Annotated in this window: 16 protein-coding genes and 2 tRNA genes; 17 read left to right on the plus strand and 1 reads right to left on the minus strand. The window is 57.8% G+C overall.

Annotated elements, in window-relative coordinates:
* Positions 1–139 precede the first annotated feature (139 nt).
* The 8 genes from grpE to ACA052_RS03720 all read left to right on the plus strand — a co-directional run bounded on the left by grpE (position 140) and on the right by ACA052_RS03720 (position 10,605).
* Positions 140–706 (plus strand): nucleotide exchange factor GrpE, encoded by a 567-nt coding sequence (gene grpE, locus ACA052_RS03685; RefSeq protein ID WP_497648457.1) that lies wholly within the window; start codon positions 140–142, stop codon positions 704–706.
* A 102-nt stretch (positions 707–808) separates the two neighbouring features.
* Positions 809–2,725, plus strand: a complete 1,917-nt coding sequence (dnaK, locus tag ACA052_RS03690; protein ID WP_497648458.1) for a molecular chaperone DnaK — start codon at positions 809–811, stop codon at positions 2,723–2,725.
* Between the two features lie 297 nt (positions 2,726–3,022).
* Complete coding sequence (dnaJ, locus tag ACA052_RS03695; RefSeq protein WP_201114945.1) at positions 3,023–4,147, plus strand: molecular chaperone DnaJ; 1,125 nt, start codon at positions 3,023–3,025, stop codon at positions 4,145–4,147.
* A gap of 9 nt (positions 4,148–4,156) precedes the next feature.
* Positions 4,157–4,963 (plus strand): 4-hydroxy-tetrahydrodipicolinate reductase, encoded by an 807-nt coding sequence (gene dapB / locus ACA052_RS03700; RefSeq protein WP_497648459.1) that lies wholly within the window; start codon positions 4,157–4,159, stop codon positions 4,961–4,963.
* 259 nt (positions 4,964–5,222) lie between these two features.
* Positions 5,223–6,359 carry a glutamine-hydrolyzing carbamoyl-phosphate synthase small subunit gene (carA, locus tag ACA052_RS03705; protein WP_497648460.1) on the plus strand — a complete coding sequence of 379 codons (1,137 nt, stop codon included), beginning with the start codon at positions 5,223–5,225 and terminating at the stop codon, positions 6,357–6,359.
* A 118-nt stretch (positions 6,360–6,477) separates the two neighbouring features.
* Positions 6,478–9,699: a carbamoyl-phosphate synthase large subunit gene (gene carB, locus ACA052_RS03710; RefSeq protein WP_497648461.1), complete on the plus strand. Its 3,222-nt coding sequence runs from the start codon at positions 6,478–6,480 to the stop codon at positions 9,697–9,699.
* On the plus strand, positions 9,696–10,172 hold the full coding sequence (gene greA / locus ACA052_RS03715; RefSeq protein ID WP_027924456.1) for a transcription elongation factor GreA: 477 nt from the start codon (positions 9,696–9,698) through the stop codon (positions 10,170–10,172). The genes carB and greA overlap by 4 nt, the downstream gene beginning before the upstream one ends.
* 28 nt (positions 10,173–10,200) lie before the next feature.
* On the plus strand, positions 10,201–10,605 hold the full coding sequence (locus ACA052_RS03720; protein WP_497648462.1) for an MFS transporter: 405 nt from the start codon (positions 10,201–10,203) through the stop codon (positions 10,603–10,605).
* A 9-nt stretch (positions 10,606–10,614) separates the two neighbouring features.
* On the opposite strand, the gene ACA052_RS03725 is transcribed toward ACA052_RS03720, so the two are convergent.
* Entirely contained in the window at positions 10,615–10,923 is a 309-nt protein-coding gene (locus tag ACA052_RS03725) for a YhbY family RNA-binding protein (RefSeq protein ID WP_045060047.1), read from the minus strand.
* Between the two features lie 101 nt (positions 10,924–11,024).
* Here ACA052_RS03725 and rlmE point away from each other — a divergent pair, with 101 nt between their 5' ends.
* The 9 genes from rlmE to rimP all read left to right on the plus strand — a co-directional run bounded on the left by rlmE (position 11,025) and on the right by rimP (position 18,069).
* Complete coding sequence (rlmE, locus tag ACA052_RS03730; RefSeq protein ID WP_007900501.1) at positions 11,025–11,654, plus strand: 23S rRNA (uridine(2552)-2'-O)-methyltransferase RlmE; 630 nt, start codon at positions 11,025–11,027, stop codon at positions 11,652–11,654.
* Positions 11,655–11,856: 202 nt separating this feature from the next.
* Positions 11,857–13,767 carry an ATP-dependent zinc metalloprotease FtsH gene (ftsH, locus tag ACA052_RS03735; RefSeq protein WP_497650262.1) on the plus strand — a complete coding sequence of 637 codons (1,911 nt, stop codon included), beginning with the start codon at positions 11,857–11,859 and terminating at the stop codon, positions 13,765–13,767.
* 8 nt (positions 13,768–13,775) lie between these two features.
* Positions 13,776–14,627, plus strand: a complete 852-nt coding sequence (gene folP / locus ACA052_RS03740; RefSeq protein ID WP_497648463.1) for a dihydropteroate synthase — start codon at positions 13,776–13,778, stop codon at positions 14,625–14,627.
* A 16-nt stretch (positions 14,628–14,643) separates the two neighbouring features.
* Positions 14,644–15,981: a phosphoglucosamine mutase gene (glmM, locus tag ACA052_RS03745; protein ID WP_497648464.1), complete on the plus strand. Its 1,338-nt coding sequence runs from the start codon at positions 14,644–14,646 to the stop codon at positions 15,979–15,981.
* A 66-nt stretch (positions 15,982–16,047) separates the two neighbouring features.
* A complete protein-coding gene (tpiA, locus tag ACA052_RS03750) occupies positions 16,048–16,803 on the plus strand; it encodes a triose-phosphate isomerase (RefSeq protein ID WP_497648465.1) in 756 nt (251 codons plus the stop codon).
* Positions 16,804–16,807: 4 nt separating this feature from the next.
* Positions 16,808–17,191 (plus strand): preprotein translocase subunit SecG, encoded by a 384-nt coding sequence (secG, locus tag ACA052_RS03755; protein WP_017336473.1) that lies wholly within the window; start codon positions 16,808–16,810, stop codon positions 17,189–17,191.
* A 22-nt stretch (positions 17,192–17,213) separates the two neighbouring features.
* Positions 17,214–17,299 (plus strand) — tRNA-Leu (locus tag ACA052_RS03760).
* Positions 17,300–17,395: 96 nt separating this feature from the next.
* Positions 17,396–17,472: transfer RNA gene (locus ACA052_RS03765), tRNA-Met, on the plus strand.
* A 138-nt stretch (positions 17,473–17,610) separates the two neighbouring features.
* Positions 17,611–18,069 carry a ribosome maturation factor RimP gene (gene rimP / locus ACA052_RS03770; protein WP_010463487.1) on the plus strand — a complete coding sequence of 153 codons (459 nt, stop codon included), beginning with the start codon at positions 17,611–17,613 and terminating at the stop codon, positions 18,067–18,069.
* Positions 18,070–18,106 lie beyond the last annotated feature (37 nt).

The following is an 18,106-nucleotide window of genomic DNA, read 5'->3' on the forward strand; positions in this document are numbered from 1 at the left end:
TTGGTGCGGCGGGGAATGACAATGCTGCTCTTTTTGTAGGGTTAATCAACACAAACCCCTTGAAGCTGGATTTTGCGGCCCCATATAGCTGGGCAGAAGCGCGAGTTGAGCTCGCGGACGATATTGAAAGGAGAAATCTATGGCTGACGAACAGACAGTGGATACGCAAAATCAAGACGCCAACCAGGGCTCCGCGGCTTCGGGTGAAGACCTGGCGGCTCGTGTACAAGTGCTAGAAGAGCAACTGGCAGGCGCGCAGGATCAGGCTTTGCGTGTTGCCGCCGATCTGCAGAACGTCCGCCGTCGCGCTGAGCAGGATGTAGAAAAGGCTCACAAATTCGCCCTGGAAAAATTCGCAAGCGATTTGCTGCCGATCATCGACAGCCTGGAGCGTGGCCTGGAGTTGTCCAACCCGGACGACGAAAGCATCCGTCCAATGCGCGAAGGCATCGAGCTGACCCTGAAAATGTTCCAGGACACCCTGAAACGCTATCAGCTGGAAGTGATCGATCCGCATGGCGAACCGTTCAATGCCGTTCAGCATCAGGCAATGGCCATGCAGGAAAGCGCCGACGTTGAGCCGAACAGCGTGCTCAAGGTGTTCCAGAAGGGCTACCAGCTCAATGGTCGCCTGCTGCGCCCGGCCATGGTCGTGGTCAGCAAGGCCCCTGCGCCAGTTTCGCCTTCGATTGACGAGCAGGCTTGAAATTAGCCGCAAGGCCCCCATTTAGAAGTCAAGCGTTTAAGTGCTACCGCAGTTAGCCACCACTGCTGCGGCAACCAAATCCAAAGTTTCGGGAGAGTGAACATGGGCAAAATTATCGGTATCGACCTGGGGACTACCAACTCCTGCGTCTCCGTGCTTGAAAACGGCGTAGCCAAAGTTATTGAAAACGCTGAAGGCGCGCGCACCACGCCGTCGATCATCGCGTACGCCAACGATGGCGAAATCCTCGTTGGTCAGTCGGCCAAACGTCAGGCTGTGACCAATCCGCACAACACCCTGTATGCGGTGAAGCGTCTGATCGGTCGTAAGTTCGACGAAGAAGTCGTACAGAAAGACATCAAGATGGTCCCTTACAAAATCGCCAAGGCTGACAACGGCGACGCATGGGTTGAAGTGAACGGCCAGAAAATGTCGCCGCCACAGATCTCGGCTGAAATCCTGAAGAAAATGAAGAAGACCGCCGAAGACTACCTCGGCGAGCCAGTGACCGAAGCGGTGATTACCGTTCCGGCCTACTTCAACGACAGCCAGCGCCAGGCGACCAAAGACGCCGGCCGCATCGCGGGCCTGGACGTTAAACGTATCATCAACGAACCAACCGCAGCTGCGCTGGCTTACGGTATGGACAAGGCGAAAGGCGATCACACCGTGATCGTTTACGATCTGGGCGGCGGTACTTTCGACGTTTCCGTGATCGAAATCGCTGAAGTCGATGGCGAGCACCAGTTCGAAGTACTGGCCACCAACGGTGACACGTTCCTGGGCGGTGAAGACTTTGACATTCGTCTGATCGACTACCTCGTCGACGAATTCAAGAAAGAAAGCGGCATGAACCTTAAAGGTGACCCGCTGGCCATGCAGCGCCTGAAAGAAGCCGCTGAAAAAGCCAAGATCGAACTGTCGTCTGCTCTGTCGACCGACGTGAACCTGCCGTACATCACTGCAGACGCCACCGGTCCTAAGCACTTGAACGTGAAAATCTCCCGCGCCAAGCTCGAAGCGCTGGTAGAAGACCTGGTTCAACGCACCATCGAACCTTGCCGCATCGCTCTGAAAGACTCCGGCATCGACGTTGGCGCGATCAACGACGTGATCCTGGTAGGCGGTCAGACCCGTATGCCACTGGTTCAAAAGCTGGTGACCGAGTTCTTCGGTAAAGAAGCACGTAAAGACGTGAACCCGGACGAAGCCGTTGCCATGGGTGCTGCCATCCAGGGCGCGGTATTGGCTGGCGACGTGAAAGACGTTCTGCTGCTCGACGTCAGCCCGCTGACCCTGGGTATCGAAACCATGGGCGGCGTGATGACTGCGCTGATCGAGAAAAACACCACGATTCCTACCAAGAAATCGCAAGTGTTCTCGACAGCCGACGACAACCAGGGCGCCGTGACCATTCACGTGCTGCAAGGCGAGCGTAAGCAAGCTGCCCAGAACAAGTCCCTGGGCAAGTTCGACCTGGCCGAGATTCCACCAGCACCACGTGGCGTGCCACAAATCGAAGTGACCTTCGACATCGACGCCAACGGCATCCTGCACGTAGGCGCCAAAGACAAGGCCACCGGCAAGACTCAGTCGATCGTGATCAAGGCCAACTCCGGTCTGTCCGAGGAAGAGATTCAGCAGATGATTCGCGATGCTGAAACCAACGCCGACGAAGACCGCAAGTTCGAAGAACTGGCCGCTGCCCGCAACCAGGGTGATGCACTGGTTCACTCGACGCGCAAAATGGTCGCTGACGCTGGCGATAAAGTGACCGCTGAAGAGAAGACTGCAATCGAAGCTGCCGTGGTTGCCCTGGAAGCCGCTGTCAAAGGCGACGACAAGGCTGCCATCGAAGCCAAGGTTGAAGAGCTGTCGAAAGTCTCCGCTCCAGTGGCGCAGAAGATGTACGCCGAACAGGCCCAGCCTGCTGAAGGCGCGGCACCGCACGACGAAAAAGCTGAAAAGGCTGACGACGTTGTCGATGCCGAGTTCGAAGAAGTCAAAGACCACAAGTAAGTTGTTGGTCGCCCGGTTGACTGCCTTGAGGCGGTGACTGGTAGGATGTCGCCGCGCGGGAGCTTGCTCCCGCGTTGGCGTGTCTGGAGCACGTGAATTTTTACAGCATGCGACAACGCTCGAATGCTGGCGGTATGGCCGGAAATGCTCCTGCTTTTCGAGCCGAAAGTACCGTATCGAATCAAAGACCAGGATCGTTGAATTGACGTGAGTTGGGTCCGGGCCTGTATTGGGGCTCAACGAGTTTGGCGAGGCTCAGGAGGGTTTTGCCGAACGTCCTTAAGAGTGCAAAGAATTATGGCAAAGCGTGACTATTACGAAGTATTGGGTGTTGAGCGTGGCTCAAGCGAAGCAGACCTGAAAAAGGCCTACCGTCGCCTGGCGATGAAGCACCACCCGGACCGTAATCCCGATGACAAGGCGTCGGAAGACATGTTCAAAGAGGCCAACGAGGCCTATGAAGTACTGTCCGATTCCAGCAAGCGCGCGGCATACGACCAATACGGTCATGCCGGTGTCGACCCAAGCATGGGTGGCGGCGGTGCCGGTTTTGGCGGTCAGAACTTCTCCGACATCTTTGGTGATGTCTTCAGTGATTTCTTCGGTGGTGGTCGTGGCGGTTCTCGTGGCGGCGCCCAGCGCGGCAGCGACCTGCGTTACACCCTGGAACTGAATCTGGAAGAAGCGGTGCGCGGTACGACCGTGAATATCCGCGTTCCGACACTGGTCAACTGCAAGCCGTGCGATGGCTCGGGCGCCAAAAAAGGCTCGTCGCCAATCACCTGCCCGACGTGCGGTGGTATCGGTCAGGTCCGCATGCAGCAGGGCTTCTTCTCGGTGCAGCAGACCTGCCCGCGTTGCCATGGCCAGGGCAAAATCATTTCCGATCCATGCAACTCCTGCAACGGCGAAGGCCGGGTCGAAGAGTACAAGACCCTTTCCGTAAAAGTGCCGGCCGGTGTCGATACCGGTGACCGCATTCGCCTGTCGGGTGAAGGCGAGGCGGGCGCGCAGGGCGGTCCGACGGGCGACCTTTACGTGGTCATCAACGTGCGCGAGCACGCGATCTTCCAGCGTGACGGCAAGCACCTGTTCTGCGAAGTGCCTATCAGCTTCGTCGATGCGGCGTTGGGCGGCGAGCTGGAGATTCCGACCCTTGATGGTCGAGTCAAATTGAAGATTCCTGAAGGCACTCAAACCGGCAAGCAGTTCCGTGTTCGCGGCAAGGGCGTTGCGCCAGTGCGTGGCGGCGGTGCTGGCGACCTGATGTGTCGCGTGGCGGTCGAAACCCCGGTCAACCTGGGGCGTCGTCAGCGCGAATTGCTGGAAGAGTTCCGCAGCTCGCTGGCGGACGACAACAGCCATTCCCCGAAAACCACCGGTTGGTTCGAAGGCGTGAAGCGTTTCTTCGGCGATCTGTAAGGAGTGAGCATGCGACGTATAGCTGTGATGGGCGCTGCTGGCCGCATGGGCAAAATTCTGGTTGAGGCGGTGCAGCAGCGCGCGCCGCTGACCGGCCTGACAGCGGCCATCGTGCGCCCCGGCAGCACGCTGATTGGCGTGGATGCCGGCGAGCTGGCCTCGCTCGGGCGTATCGGTGTGCCGCTGTCCGGGCATGTCGAAGCGGTGGCTGAAGAATTCGATGTGTTGATCGATTTCACGCTCCCGGAAGTGATGCTGAAAAACCTGGCATTCTGTCGTAAGGCGGGTAAAGCCATGGTCATCGGCACGACGGGGCTGGACGCTGCGCAGAAGCAGTTGCTGGTCGAGGCGGGCAAAGACATTCCGATCGTGTTCGCGGCCAATTTCAGCGTGGGTGTAAACCTGTCGTTGAAGCTGCTCGACATGGCGGCGCGTGTGCTCGGTGATGAAGCCGATATCGAAATCATCGAGGCGCATCATCGGCACAAGATCGATGCGCCTTCGGGTACAGCCCTGCGCATGGGCGAGGTCATTGCCAGTGCGCTGGATCGTGATCTGCAAAAGGTCGCGGTCTACGGGCGTGAGGGTCACACCGGTGCGCGTGAGCGTGAAACGATCGGTTTTGCCACTGTCCGCGGCGGTGACGTGGTCGGTGATCACACGGTGCTGTTTGCCTGTGAAGGTGAGCGCCTCGAAATCACGCACAAGGCGTCCAGCCGTATGACCTTCGCCAAGGGCGCGGTGCGCGCGGCGTTGTGGCTGGATGGTCGTGAGCCAGGCCTTTACGACATGCAAGACGTGCTCGACCTGCGGTAAGATGCACCTGAAACCGGGCTCCAGCATTGCTTTTGGGCCCGGTTTTATTACGCCAAGCGACGTCCTGTCGCATTCCCCGGCCTTTCAGGCTCATTGGCGGTAGACCAAAAATGCCTTTTTCTGTAAGCTACAGCTTTAGTGTGTCCACTAAAAGCGCGCAGAATAATTCAGTGAAGAAGCGGGGTGACGTGTCCATACGTCACTCCGCTTTTTTGCAACCTGCGATCGCCCTTTCAGGCTTTATTTACGGGAGGTCTTCTTGACTAAGCCAGCCATACTCGCCCTTGCTGATGGCAGCATTTTTCGCGGCGAAGCCATTGGAGCCGACGGTCAAACCGTTGGTGAGGTGGTGTTCAACACCGCAATGACCGGCTATCAGGAAATCCTTACCGATCCTTCCTACGCCCAACAGATCGTTACCCTGACGTACCCGCACATCGGCAACACCGGCACCACGCCGGAAGACGCCGAATCCGATCGCGTCTGGTCCGCTGGCCTGGTCATCCGTGACCTGCCACTGGTTGCGAGCAACTGGCGTAACACGATGTCCCTGTCCGACTACCTGAAAGCCAACAACGTTGTGGCAATCGCAGGTATCGACACCCGCCGCCTGACGCGCATCCTGCGTGAGAAAGGCGCGCAGAACGGCTGCATCATGGCCGGTGACAACATCTCCGAAGAAGCCGCCATCGCCGCCGCCCAGGGTTTCCCTGGCCTCAAAGGCATGGACCTGGCAAAAGTCGTCAGCACCAAAGAGCAGTACGAGTGGCGCTCGACTGTCTGGGACCTGAAAACCGACAGCCACGCGACCATCGAAGCCTCCGAGCTGCCGTATCACGTGGTTGCCTACGACTACGGCGTCAAGCTGAACATCCTGCGCATGCTGGTCGCGCGCGGTTGCCGCGTGACCGTGGTGCCGGCTCAAACCCCAGCCGCTGACGTCCTGGCGATGAAGCCGGACGGTGTGTTCCTGTCCAACGGCCCTGGTGATCCGGAGCCTTGCGACTACGCGATCCAGGCGATCAAGGACGTGCTGGAAACCGAGATTCCGGTGTTCGGCATCTGCCTCGGTCACCAACTTCTGGCCCTGGCTTCCGGCGCCAAGACCCTGAAAATGGGCCACGGCCACCACGGTGCCAACCACCCGGTCCAGGATCTGGACAGCGGTGTGGTGATGATCACCAGCCAGAACCACGGTTTTGCGGTAGACGAAGCAACCTTGCCAGCCAACGTTCGCGCGATTCACAAATCGCTGTTCGACGGCACCCTGCAAGGCATCGAGCGTACCGACAAGAGCGCCTTCAGCTTCCAGGGTCACCCTGAAGCCAGCCCTGGCCCGAACGACGTAGCGCCTCTGTTTGATCGCTTCATCAACGAAATGGCCAAGCGACGCTGATCGCTCGCCTTGATGCAGCAAAGCTTGAGGGCGGTCCCGACACCGGCGGCCCCCTCAAGGCTTCACAGATTGAACAAGACGGCTTGCCGACTGACCTGCGGATTTGAGTGACAAACCCATGCCAAAACGTACAGACATTAAAAGCATCCTGATTCTCGGCGCTGGCCCGATCGTTATCGGCCAGGCCTGCGAATTCGACTACTCCGGCGCCCAGGCCTGCAAAGCCCTGCGCGAAGAGGGTTACCGCGTCATCCTGGTGAACTCCAACCCAGCGACCATCATGACCGACCCGGACATGGCCGACGCCACCTACATCGAGCCGATCAAGTGGCAGACCGTTGCCAAGATCATCGAGAAAGAGCGTCCGGACGCACTGCTGCCGACCATGGGTGGCCAGACCGCGCTGAACTGCGCACTGGACCTGGAGCGCGAAGGCGTCCTGGAGAAGTTCGGCGTAGAGATGATCGGCGCCAATGCTGACACCATCGACAAGGCTGAAGACCGTTCGCGCTTCGACAAGGCGATGAAGTCCATCGGCCTCGACTGCCCGCGTTCGGGTATCGCCCATAGTATGGAAGAGGCCAACGCAGTGCTCGAGAAGCTTGGCTTCCCGTGCATCATCCGTCCGTCCTTCACCATGGGCGGCACCGGCGGTGGTATTGCGTACAACCGTGAAGAGTTCGAAGAAATCTGCGCCCGTGGTCTGGACCTGTCGCCGACCAAAGAGCTGCTGATCGACGAATCCCTGATCGGCTGGAAAGAATACGAGATGGAGGTTGTCCGCGATAAGAAGGACAACTGCATCATCGTCTGCTCCATCGAAAACTTTGACCCGATGGGTGTGCACACCGGTGACTCGATCACTGTTGCGCCAGCACAGACCCTGACGGACAAGGAATACCAGATCATGCGTAACGCCTCCCTGGCGGTACTGCGTGAGATCGGCGTGGAAACCGGCGGCTCCAACGTCCAGTTCGGCATCTGCCCGGACACTGGCCGTATGGTGGTCATCGAGATGAACCCGCGGGTATCCCGTTCTTCGGCCCTGGCGTCGAAAGCCACCGGTTTCCCGATTGCGCGTATCGCTGCCAAGCTGGCGATCGGCTACACCTTGGACGAACTGCAGAACGAAATCACCGGCGGCGCTACTCCTGCGTCCTTCGAGCCGTCCATCGACTACGTCGTCACCAAGCTGCCACGCTTTGCCTTCGAGAAATTCCCGAAAGCCGATGCACGTCTGACCACTCAAATGAAGTCGGTCGGTGAAGTCATGGCCATCGGCCGGACTTTCCAGGAATCCCTGCAGAAAGCCCTGCGCGGCCTGGAAGTGGGCGTATGCGGTCTGGACGAGAAGCTCGACCTGAGCAACCCGGAAAGCATGAGCGTGCTCAAGCGCGAGCTGACCGTGCCGGGCGCCGAGCGTATCTGGTACGTGGCTGACGCCTTCCGCGCCGGCCTGTCGGTCGAAGACATTTTCGGCATGAACATGATCGACCCGTGGTTCCTGGTACAGATCGAAGATCTGATCAAGGAAGAAGAGAAGGTCAAGACCCTGGGTCTGGCCAGTATCGACCGCGACTTGATGTTCAAGCTCAAGCGCAAAGGCTTCTCCGACATGCGTCTGGCCAAGCTGCTGGGCGTGACCGAAAAAGCTTTGCGTCGCCACCGTCACAAGCTGGAGATCTTCCCGGTCTACAAGCGCGTTGACACCTGCGCTGCCGAGTTCGCCACCGACACCGCCTACATGTACTCAACGTACGAGGAAGAGTGCGAAGCCGCGCCGACGGGCCGCGACAAGATCATGATCCTCGGCGGCGGTCCAAACCGTATCGGCCAAGGCATCGAGTTCGACTACTGCTGCGTGCACGCGGCGCTGGCCCTGCGCGCCGACGGTTACGAGACCATCATGGTCAACTGCAACCCGGAAACCGTTTCCACCGACTACGACACCTCCGATCGCCTGTACTTCGAACCAGTAACCCTGGAAGACGTGCTGGAAATCGTCCGCGTCGAGAAGCCAAAAGGCGTGATCGTCCAGTACGGCGGCCAAACCCCGCTGAAACTGGCGCGTGCCCTGGAAGAAGCCGGCGTGCCGATCATCGGCACCAGCCCTGACGCCATCGACCGTGCCGAAGACCGTGAGCGCTTCCAGCAGATGGTTGAGCGCCTGAACCTGCGTCAGCCGCCAAACGCTACCGTGCGTAGCGAAGACGAAGCGATTCGCGCCGCTGCCAAGATCGGTTATCCGCTGGTAGTCCGTCCGTCCTACGTACTGGGCGGCCGCGCGATGGAAATCGTCTACGAAGAAGAAGAACTCAAGCGCTACCTGCGTGACGCAGTGAAAGTGTCCAACGACAGCCCGGTGCTGCTCGACCACTTCCTCAACTGCGCCATCGAAATGGATGTGGATGCGGTCTGCGACGGCACCGACGTGGTGATCGGCGCGATCATGCAGCACATTGAACAGGCTGGCGTTCACTCCGGTGACTCCGCGTGCTCCCTGCCGCCGTACTCGCTGCCTGCACACATCCAGGACGAGATGCGCGAACAGGTCAAGAAAATGGCCCTGGAGCTGGGCGTGGTTGGCCTGATGAACGTTCAGTTGGCGCTGCAAGGCGAGGACATCTACGTCATCGAAGTCAACCCGCGTGCTTCCCGTACCGTACCGTTCGTGTCGAAGTGCATCGGTGTTTCCCTGGCCATGATCGCGGCGCGCGTGATGGCCGGTAAAACCCTGAAGGAAATCGGCTTCACCAAAGAAATCATCCCGAACTTCTACAGCGTGAAAGAGGCGGTGTTCCCATTCGCCAAATTCCCTGGTGTGGACCCGATCCTGGGCCCAGAAATGAAGTCCACCGGCGAAGTGATGGGCGTGGGCGACACCTTCGGCGAAGCGTTCGCCAAGGCCCAGATGGGCGCCAGCGAAGTGCTGCCGACTGGCGGTACCGCATTCATCAGCGTGCGTGACGACGACAAGCCACTGGTTGCAGGCGTGGCGCGTGATCTGATCAACTTGGGCTTCGAAGTGGTCGCCACTGCCGGCACTGCCAAGCTGATCGAAGCCGCAGGCCTGAAAGTGCGTCGTGTGAACAAGGTGACCGAAGGTCGTCCGCACGTGGTCGACATGATCAAGAATGACGAAGTCACGTTGATCATCAACACCACCGAAGGCCGTCAATCGATCGCTGATTCGTACTCCATTCGTCGTAATGCCTTGCAGCACAAGATCTACTGCACCACCACCATTGCTGCTGGCGAAGCCATCTGCGAAGCGCTGAAGTTCGGTCCCGAGAAGACCGTGCGCCGCTTGCAGGATCTACACGCAGGATTGAAGGCATGATCAAGTACCCAATGACCGTCCAGGGCGCGAAAGCCCTGGAAGAAGAACACGCTCATCTGACCAAGGTCGTGCGTCCGAAGCTCAGCCAGGACATCGGTACGGCCCGCGAATTGGGTGACTTGAAGGAAAACGCCGAATACCACGCTGCTCGCGAGCAGCAGGGTATGGTTGAGGCGCGGATTCGTGACATCGAAGGCCGGATTCAGAATCAGGTCATTATCGATGTCACAACCATTCCTCACACCGGCAAAGTGATTTTCGGCACCACGGTTGAAATCGCCAACGTCGAGACTGATGAAAGCGTCACTTACCACATCGTGGGTGAGGATGAGGCTGACTTCAAACTCGGCAAGATTTCCGTTGGGTCGCCACTGGCCCGCGCCTTGATCGCCAAGGAAGAGGGCGACGTGGTCGCCGTGAAAACGCCAAGCGGCGTGATCGAGTACGAGATTGTCGAAGTCCGTCACATCTGAAAGAAGGCGCCCGCTCCGTGCGGGCGCCATGCTTTGGCAGCTGACTCAGATGTTGTGGGTTGGCGGTCTGTGGTTGTTACATATCGGTCTGTTGCCGGCGTTGGGCCAGATAGGCCTGGCGCCGCTGCTGATCGACGAAATTGCAGGCATGCTGAACACGCTGGTGGTGGGTTTCGCCACGGCGTGTGTGATTTTCCAGGTTTTGGTGCTGGTTCAGGCCGATGGCCGTGGCAGTCTATGGTGCGATATTCGTGGGCAACTGCTGCTGATGGCGTTTTGTGCGTGCGCGATGTTTTTCCTCGTGCGCATATTCTGGCCGGATGCAGTGCGTTGGCAGGTATTCAGTTATCTTGTGCTGGGCTTTTCCGGGCTGGTGCTGGTGTTGCAGCCGGTACCGGGATGGAGTGGCGGGGTGCGCGAAGCACACCCTTGACCCTTGCCATCACTTGAATCGATGGACGTTCGACAGCTGCTTGTTGACGCTGAAGTTCTTGCGGTGAATCAGTGCCATCTTGCCGATGACCTGAACCAGGTCCGCTTTGCCGACCTTGCAGAGTTCTGCAATGGACGCCAGGCGTGATTCGCGATCGAGGATGTTGAGCTTGATTTTGATCAGCTCGTGATCCGCCAAAGCGCGTTCAAGTTCGGCTAACACACCTTCAGTCAAACCGTTGTCAGCCACAATCAAAACTGGTTTCAGATGGTGGCCAATGGATTTGTACTGTTTCTTCTGCTCTTGAGTGAGCGGCATAATCTGACCCTTTCGTCTGGATTCTGTAAAATGGCGGCCATTTTACCCGAGGGCTCGTGGATCCGCCCAATTAATCACGACCCTTATCATCGAGGTGCCCAATGGCGCGTTCCAAGACAAGCCTTGGTTGGCTGAAAAGACATGTCAACGATCCCTATGTGAAGCAGGCGCAGAAGGATGGCTACCGCTCGCGTGCGAGTTACAAGCTTCTGGAGGTCCAGGAGAAATACAAGCTGATCCGTCCGGGTATGAGCGTTGTCGACCTGGGTGCGGCCCCCGGCGGCTGGTCGCAGGTCACTAGTCGGCTGATCGGTGGTCAGGGGCGTCTGATCGCCTCGGACATCCTGGAAATGGACAGCATTCCGGACGTGACTTTCATCCAGGGTGACTTCACCCAGGACGAAGTGCTCGCTCAGATCCTTGAAGCCGTGGGTAATTCGCAGGTGGACCTTGTGATTTCCGATATGGCCCCCAATATGAGTGGTACGCCTGAGGTGGACATGCCAAAAGCCATGTTTCTATGTGAGCTGGCTCTTGATCTGGCGGCTCGGATACTCAAGCCGGGTGGTAATTTCGTGATCAAGGTGTTTCAGGGCGAAGGGTTTGATGCTTACGTGAAGGACGCTCGTCAGAAATTCGACAAGGTCCAGATGATCAAGCCGGACTCTTCCCGTGGCAGTTCCCGCGAGCAATACATGCTGGCTTGGGGCTACCGCGGCCGTAGTGAGTAAATCGAGGTTTTTGTGCGGGTCGATAGGATTTTCGTATTTCGCCCCGTGTGCTTTAGCGAATATTGTGTAGAAAGTGTTTCACAAAGGGTTACAGACGGCGCCTGCCAGAGCCGTAGGTAATGTAGTAAGTTAGGCCGGTGAATATCATGCGAAGCGCGCGCCATTAGCGGAGCTTGCTTCAGAGGGTAGTTAATTGAACGATATGGCAAAGAATCTGATCCTGTGGTTGATCATCGCGGCTGTCCTGGTGACAGTGATGAACAACTTCTCCAGCCCTAACGAGCCGCAGACCCTCAACTATTCCGACTTCATCCAGCAGGTCAAGGATGGCAAGGTCGAGCGCGTCGCCGTTGATGGCTATGTGATTACTGGTAAGCGCAACGATGGCGACAGCTTCAAGACCATCCGTCCGGCCATTCAGGACAACGGTCTGATCGGCGATCTCGTGGACAACCACGTGGTAGTCGAAGGCAAGCAGCCTGAGCAGCAAAGCATCTGGACTCAACTCCTGGTCGCAAGCTTCCCGATTCTCGTGATCATTGCCGTCTTCATGTTCTTCATGCGGCAGATGCAGGGCGGTGCCGGTGGCAAGGGCGGGCCGATGAGCTTCGGCAAGAGCAAGGCGCGCCTGCTCTCCGAAGATCAGGTGAAAACCACCTTGGGTGACGTTGCCGGTTGCGACGAAGCCAAGGAAGAAGTTGGCGAGCTGGTTGAATTCCTCCGAGATCCAGGCAAGTTCCAGCGCCTGGGCGGTCGCATTCCACGCGGCGTACTGATGGTCGGTCCTCCGGGTACCGGTAAAACCTTGCTGGCCAAGGCGATTGCCGGTGAAGCGAAAGTACCGTTCTTCACCATTTCCGGTTCCGATTTCGTCGAAATGTTCGTCGGCGTCGGCGCCAGCCGTGTTCGCGATATGTTTGAACAGGCCAAGAAACACGCTCCGTGCATCATCTTCATCGATGAAATCGACGCCGTTGGTCGCCACCGTGGTGCCGGTATGGGCGGTGGTCACGACGAGCGCGAGCAGACTCTCAACCAGTTGCTGGTAGAGATGGATGGCTTCGAAATGAATGACGGCATCATCGTCATCGCTGCAACAAACCGTCCGGATGTACTGGACCCTGCGTTGCTGCGTCCGGGCCGTTTCGACCGTCAGGTCGTGGTCGGTCTGCCGGACATTCGTGGTCGCGAGCAGATTCTCAAGGTTCACATGCGCAAAGTGCCAATGGGTGACGACGTTGCTCCGGCCGTGATCGCTCGTGGTACGCCTGGCTTCTCCGGTGCCGACCTGGCCAACCTGGTCAACGAGGCGTCGCTGTTTGCTGCTCGTGCTGGCAAGCGCATCGTCGAGATGAAAGAGTTCGAGCTGGCGAAAGACAAGATCATGATGGGCGCCGAGCGCAAATCCATGGTCATGTCCGAGAAAGAAAAGCAGAACACCGCTTATCACGAAGCAGGCCACGCCATCGTTGGTCGAGTCGTGCCCGAGCATGATCCGGTGTACAAGGTATCGATCATCCCGCGCGGTCGTGCGCTGGGTGTGACCATGTTCCTGCCGGAAGAAGATCGCTATAGCCTGTCCAAGCGTGCGTTGATCAGTCAGATCTGCTCGCTGTATGGCGGCCGTATCGCTGAAGAAATGACCCTGGGCTTCGACGGTGTTACCACCGGTGCGTCCAACGACATCATGCGTGCCAGCCAGATTGCACGGAACATGGTGACCAAGTGGGGCTTGTCGGAGAAGCTCGGTCCGCTGATGTACGCCGAAGAAGAGGGCGAGGTGTTCCTCGGTCGCGGCGGTGGTGGTCAGGGCGCAAGCTTCTCCGGTGAAACCGCCAAACTGATCGACTCCGAAGTGCGCAGCATCATTGACCAATGCTATGGCACGGCCAAACAGATCCTCACGGATAATCGTGACAAGCTCGACGCCATGGCTGATGCATTGATGAAGTACGAAACGATCGATGCTGATCAGATCGACGACATCATGGCGGGCCGTACGCCTCGCGAACCTCGCGATTGGTCGGGCGGTACCGGTACTTCCGGAACACCTCCGGTCGTACAGGATGAGCGTCCGGAAACACCGATCGGCGGTCCGGCTGCTGACGTTTAAGGTTTGAAATGACTTCTGTACTGCCCTCGACCCGGTTGCCTTGCGGCAACCGGGTTCTTGATTTGGCCCGGACGCATGTCATGGGCATTCTCAATGCCACTCCCGATTCCTTCTCAGATGGTGGCCAGTTCAACCAGCTTGATGCTGCCTTGCGCCACGCCGAAGCCATGGTGGCTGCCGGTGCGACGTTGATCGATGTCGGTGGTGAATCGACCCGGCCCGGCGCCAGGGCGGTCTCGCCATTGGAGGAGTTGGAGCGAGTCGCTCCCATTGTTGAGCGCATTCATCGTGAGCTGGATGTGATCATCTCGGTGGATACTTCCACCCCTGCCGTCATGCGCGAAACCGCGCGACTCGGGGCGGGGTTGATCAATGATGTTCGGTCCTTGCGGCGCGACGGCGCACTGGATGCGGCCGCCGCCACAGGCTTGCCAGTCTGCCTGATGCATATGCTCGGTGAACCGGGCGACATGCAGGACAATCCGCAGTATCAGAACGTTTCGCAAGAGGTGGGCGAGTTTCTCGCCGAGCGTATGGTTCAGTGCGCATCGGTGGGGATTCCGGCTGAACGGATCATCCTTGATCCGGGTTTTGGCTTCGCCAAAACGTTGCAGCACAATCTAAGCTTGTTCAAGCACATGGAAGCTCTGCATGCCTTGGGGCGGCCCCTGTTGGTTGGGGTGTCGCGCAAGAGCATGATTGGTCAGGCTTTGAGTCGTCCGGTCGGAGAGCGCCTATATGGCGGTCTTGCGCTCGCGGCGCTGGCATCGTTCAAGGGCGCGCGTATATTGCGCGTCCATGATGTTGCCGAAACAGTCGATGTAGTGCGGATGATTGCCGCAGTGGAATCAGCCGAATAAGAATGATGGAGCGCTTATGACTAGGAAATACTTTGGTACTGACGGCATTCGTGGTCGGGTTGGCGAATACCCGATTACTCCTGACTTCATGCTCAAGCTAGGCTGGGCCGCCGGTATGGCGTTCCGCAAAATGGGCGCTTGCAAGGTGCTGGTGGGCAAAGACACGCGGATTTCCGGTTACATGTTCGAATCGGCGCTTGAGGCCGGATTGACGTCGGCGGGTGCTGACGTAATGCTCCTGGGCCCGATGCCGACGCCGGCCATCGCCTATCTGACGCGTACGTTCCATGCTGAAGCCGGAATCGTGATCAGCGCTTCCCATAATCCGCACGACGATAACGGCATCAAGTTTTTCTCCGGAAAGGGCACAAAGCTTCCGGATGAAGTCGAGCTGATGATCGAAGAGTTACTCGATACGCCAATGACCGTGGTTGAGTCGAGCAAGATCGGCAAGGTTTCGCGAATCAACGACGCCTCGGGCCGATACATTGAATTCTGCAAGAGCAGCGTGCCAACAGGCACAAGCTTTGCTGGCCTCAAGATCGTGATCGACTGCGCTCATGGCGCGGTCTACAAGGTGGCCCCGAGCGTTTTCCGTGAACTGGGCGCTGATGTTGTCGTTCTGTCTGCGCAGCCAAATGGTCTGAACATCAACGAAAACTGCGGTTCGACCCATATGGGGCAATTGCAGGCTGCGGTGTTGGCTGAGCACGCTGACCTGGGAATCGCCTTTGATGGCGATGGTGATCGGGTTCTGATGGTCGATCACACGGGCGCTGTCGTCGATGGTGATGAGTTGTTGTTCATCATTGCTCGCGATCTGCATGAGCGTAACAAGTTGCAGGGCGGCGTGGTGGGAACGCTCATGAGTAACCTGGGGCTTGAATTGGCCCTGGCGGATCTGTCGATTCCATTTGTGCGTGCCAATGTCGGCGACCGTTATGTCATCGCCGACCTGTTGGAGCGCAACTGGGTAGTGGGTGGCGAAAATTCGGGGCATATCGTCTGCTTCCATTACACCACTACCGGAGATGCGATCATCGCTGCGCTGCAGGTGATGATGGCGCTGAAGATTCGTTCCGAAGGGCTGGCGCAAGCCCGTCAGGCGCTGCGTAAGTGCCCCCAGGTATTGATCAACGTGCGATTCGGTGGTGGTGCGAGCCCGCTCGATCATCCTTCGGTCAAAGAGGCCAGTGAGCGTGTCACCAAGGCTATGGCAGGTCGAGGGCGTGTGTTGCTGCGTAAGTCGGGGACTGAGCCGTTGGTGCGCGTCATGGTTGAAGGCGAGGACGAAACGCAGGTTCGTGGTTACGCCGAAGAGCTGGCAAAACTGGTTAGTGAAGTTTCTGCCTGAATTCGGCTTGCCAGCCATGATTGTGTTGGGTAACATCTGCGCCCACTTTGACCGACGAGGTACAGCATGCGTCGCCCTATGGTAGCTGGTAACTGGAAGATGCACGGTACCCGCGCCAGCGTCGCTGAGCTGATCAAAGGCCTTAGTCATTTGGCCTTGCCAAGCGGTGTTGATGTTGCGGTATTCCCGCCTTGCTTGCATATCAATGAAGTGATTGATGGCTTGAAAGGCAAGTCGATCCTGGTCGGCGCGCAGAACTCTGCAGTGGAATCCGCGCAAGGCGCATTGACCGGTGAGGTTGCGCCGAGTCAGCTGGTGGATGCAGGTTGTTCCCTGGTGCTTGTCGGGCACTCCGAACGCCGCCAGGTAATGGGCGAGCAGGACGCAATGCTGGTTCGCAAGTTCGCAGCGGCGCAGGCATGTGGCTTGATTCCGGTGTTGTGCATAGGGGAAACCCTTGAGCAGCGCGAAGCCGGTAAAACTCTTGAGGTTGTCTCGCGTCAGCTGGGCAGTATCATAGAGGCGCTGGGTGTTGATGTATTTGCAAAGGCAGTAATCGCTTACGAGCCGGTCTGGGCCATTGGCACCGGGCTGACTGCTTCGCCGCAACAGGCGCAGGATGTGCACGCAGCCATTCGCGCTCAGTTGGCGGCAAAGAATTCTGAGGTCGCACAAGGTGTGCGGCTTCTATACGGCGGCAGCGTGAAGGCGGCCAATGCGGTCGAACTGTTCGGCATGCCGGATATCGATGGGGGGCTCATTGGTGGGGCTTCCCTGAATGCAGATGAGTTCGGTGCGATTATTCGCGCCGCGGGAAACTGAAAAAATGCTGGAAACAGTCGTAGTCGTTTTTCATCTGCTGGGTGCATTGGGCGTAGTTGCTCTGGTATTGCTGCAGCAGGGTAAAGGTGCGGATGCTGGCGCGTCTTTCGGAGCAGGTGCTTCAAATACTGTGTTCGGAAGCCAAGGTTCCTCTACCTTTCTTAGTAAGTTTACTGCTATACTTGCCGCCGGTTTCTTCATAACCAGCTTAGGGTTAGGTTACTTTGCTAAAGAGAAGGCTCACCAGCTGACTCAAGTAGGTTTGCCAAACCCGGCAGTGTTGGAAGTTCCAAAGCAACAACCGGCTTCTGATGATGTACCGGTGCTTCAAGAGCAAAAGTCGGCTACTCCAGCGACTGACGTGCCTCCAGCTCAAGAGCAAAAGTAAGAAGGGTTTCAAACGTAGTATTGCCGAGGTGGTGGAATTGGTAGACACGCAACCTTGAGGTGGTTGTGCCCATAGGGTGTAGGGGTTCGAGTCCCCTTCTCGGTACCAATTATCAGGAGAGCCCGCTGTTGCGGGCTTTCTTGTAGGTGGAAGGTTACATTGACCCTGTCAGGGATCGGTCGTATACTTCCGCCCCAGCTTTGTCGCGGGGTGGAGCAGTCTGGTAGCTCGTCGGGCTCATAACCCGAAGGTCGTCGGTTCAAATCCGGCCCCCGCAACCAGTTTAAGGAGCCCCTTTTAAGGGGCTTTTTGTTAGCTGGACACTTTCAACGCCGCTATTCGACGGCGTTTCAAGGATGGGCGTTTCGCCCATTTTTTTATTTTGCACAGCATGCACATACATGCACGAGGGGGTTCAGGTGTCGAGCAAGCTAGAAGAGTTGCAGGCCTTGCTGGCCCCGGTGGTCGTGGCCCTAGGCTATGAATGCTGGGGTATTGAGTTTTCGGCTCAAGGTCGCCACTCAATGTTGCGCGTTTATATCGATAAAGAGGGCGGCGTGCTGGTGGACGATTGTGCCATTGTCAGCCGCCAGATCAGCGGTGTCCTGGATGTTGAAGATCCGATCGCTGTTGAATACACCCTTGAAGTTTCCTCGCCTGGCATGGAACGCCCGCTGTTCACTATTGAGCAGTTTGCAAAATTTGCCGGTGAACAAGTGAAGATCAAGCTGCGCTCGCCTTTTGAAGGACGACGCAACTTTCAGGGCCTTCTGCGCGGTGTAGAAGAGCAGGACGTCGTGGTGCAGGTTGAAGACCATGAGTTCCTGTTGCCGATCGATATGATCGACAAGGCCAACATTATTCCCAGTTTTGACTGAGACGCGGATCCCGCGGATCCAATGGCTTGCGAAAGGC

This window comes from Pseudomonas sp. LBUM1644, from assembly GCF_059716195.1.

Bases quoted from the DNA above. Each gene is read 5' to 3' on its own strand.
- dapB (WP_497648459.1), top strand. From the start codon at position 4,157: ATGCGACGTATAGCTGTGATGGGCGCTGCTGGCCGCATGGGCAAAATT.
- ACA052_RS03720 (WP_497648462.1), top strand. From the start codon at position 10,201: ATGCTTTGGCAGCTGACTCAGATGTTGTGGGTTGGCGGTCTGTGGTTG.
- dnaJ (WP_201114945.1), top strand. From the start codon at position 3,023: ATGGCAAAGCGTGACTATTACGAAGTATTGGGTGTTGAGCGTGGCTCA.
- tpiA (WP_497648465.1), top strand. From the start codon at position 16,048: ATGCGTCGCCCTATGGTAGCTGGTAACTGGAAGATGCACGGTACCCGC.
- folP (WP_497648463.1), top strand. From the start codon at position 13,776: ATGACTTCTGTACTGCCCTCGACCCGGTTGCCTTGCGGCAACCGGGTT.
- greA (WP_027924456.1), top strand. From the start codon at position 9,696: ATGATCAAGTACCCAATGACCGTCCAGGGCGCGAAAGCCCTGGAAGAA.
- glmM (WP_497648464.1), top strand. From the start codon at position 14,644: ATGACTAGGAAATACTTTGGTACTGACGGCATTCGTGGTCGGGTTGGC.
- secG (WP_017336473.1), top strand. From the start codon at position 16,808: ATGCTGGAAACAGTCGTAGTCGTTTTTCATCTGCTGGGTGCATTGGGC.
- dnaK (WP_497648458.1), top strand. From the start codon at position 809: ATGGGCAAAATTATCGGTATCGACCTGGGGACTACCAACTCCTGCGTC.
- ftsH (WP_497650262.1), top strand. From the start codon at position 11,857: ATGGCAAAGAATCTGATCCTGTGGTTGATCATCGCGGCTGTCCTGGTG.
- rlmE (WP_007900501.1), top strand. From the start codon at position 11,025: ATGGCGCGTTCCAAGACAAGCCTTGGTTGGCTGAAAAGACATGTCAAC.
- carB (WP_497648461.1), top strand. From the start codon at position 6,478: ATGCCAAAACGTACAGACATTAAAAGCATCCTGATTCTCGGCGCTGGC.
- ACA052_RS03725 (WP_045060047.1), bottom strand. From the start codon at position 10,923: ATGCCGCTCACTCAAGAGCAGAAGAAACAGTACAAATCCATTGGCCAC.
- grpE (WP_497648457.1), top strand. From the start codon at position 140: ATGGCTGACGAACAGACAGTGGATACGCAAAATCAAGACGCCAACCAG.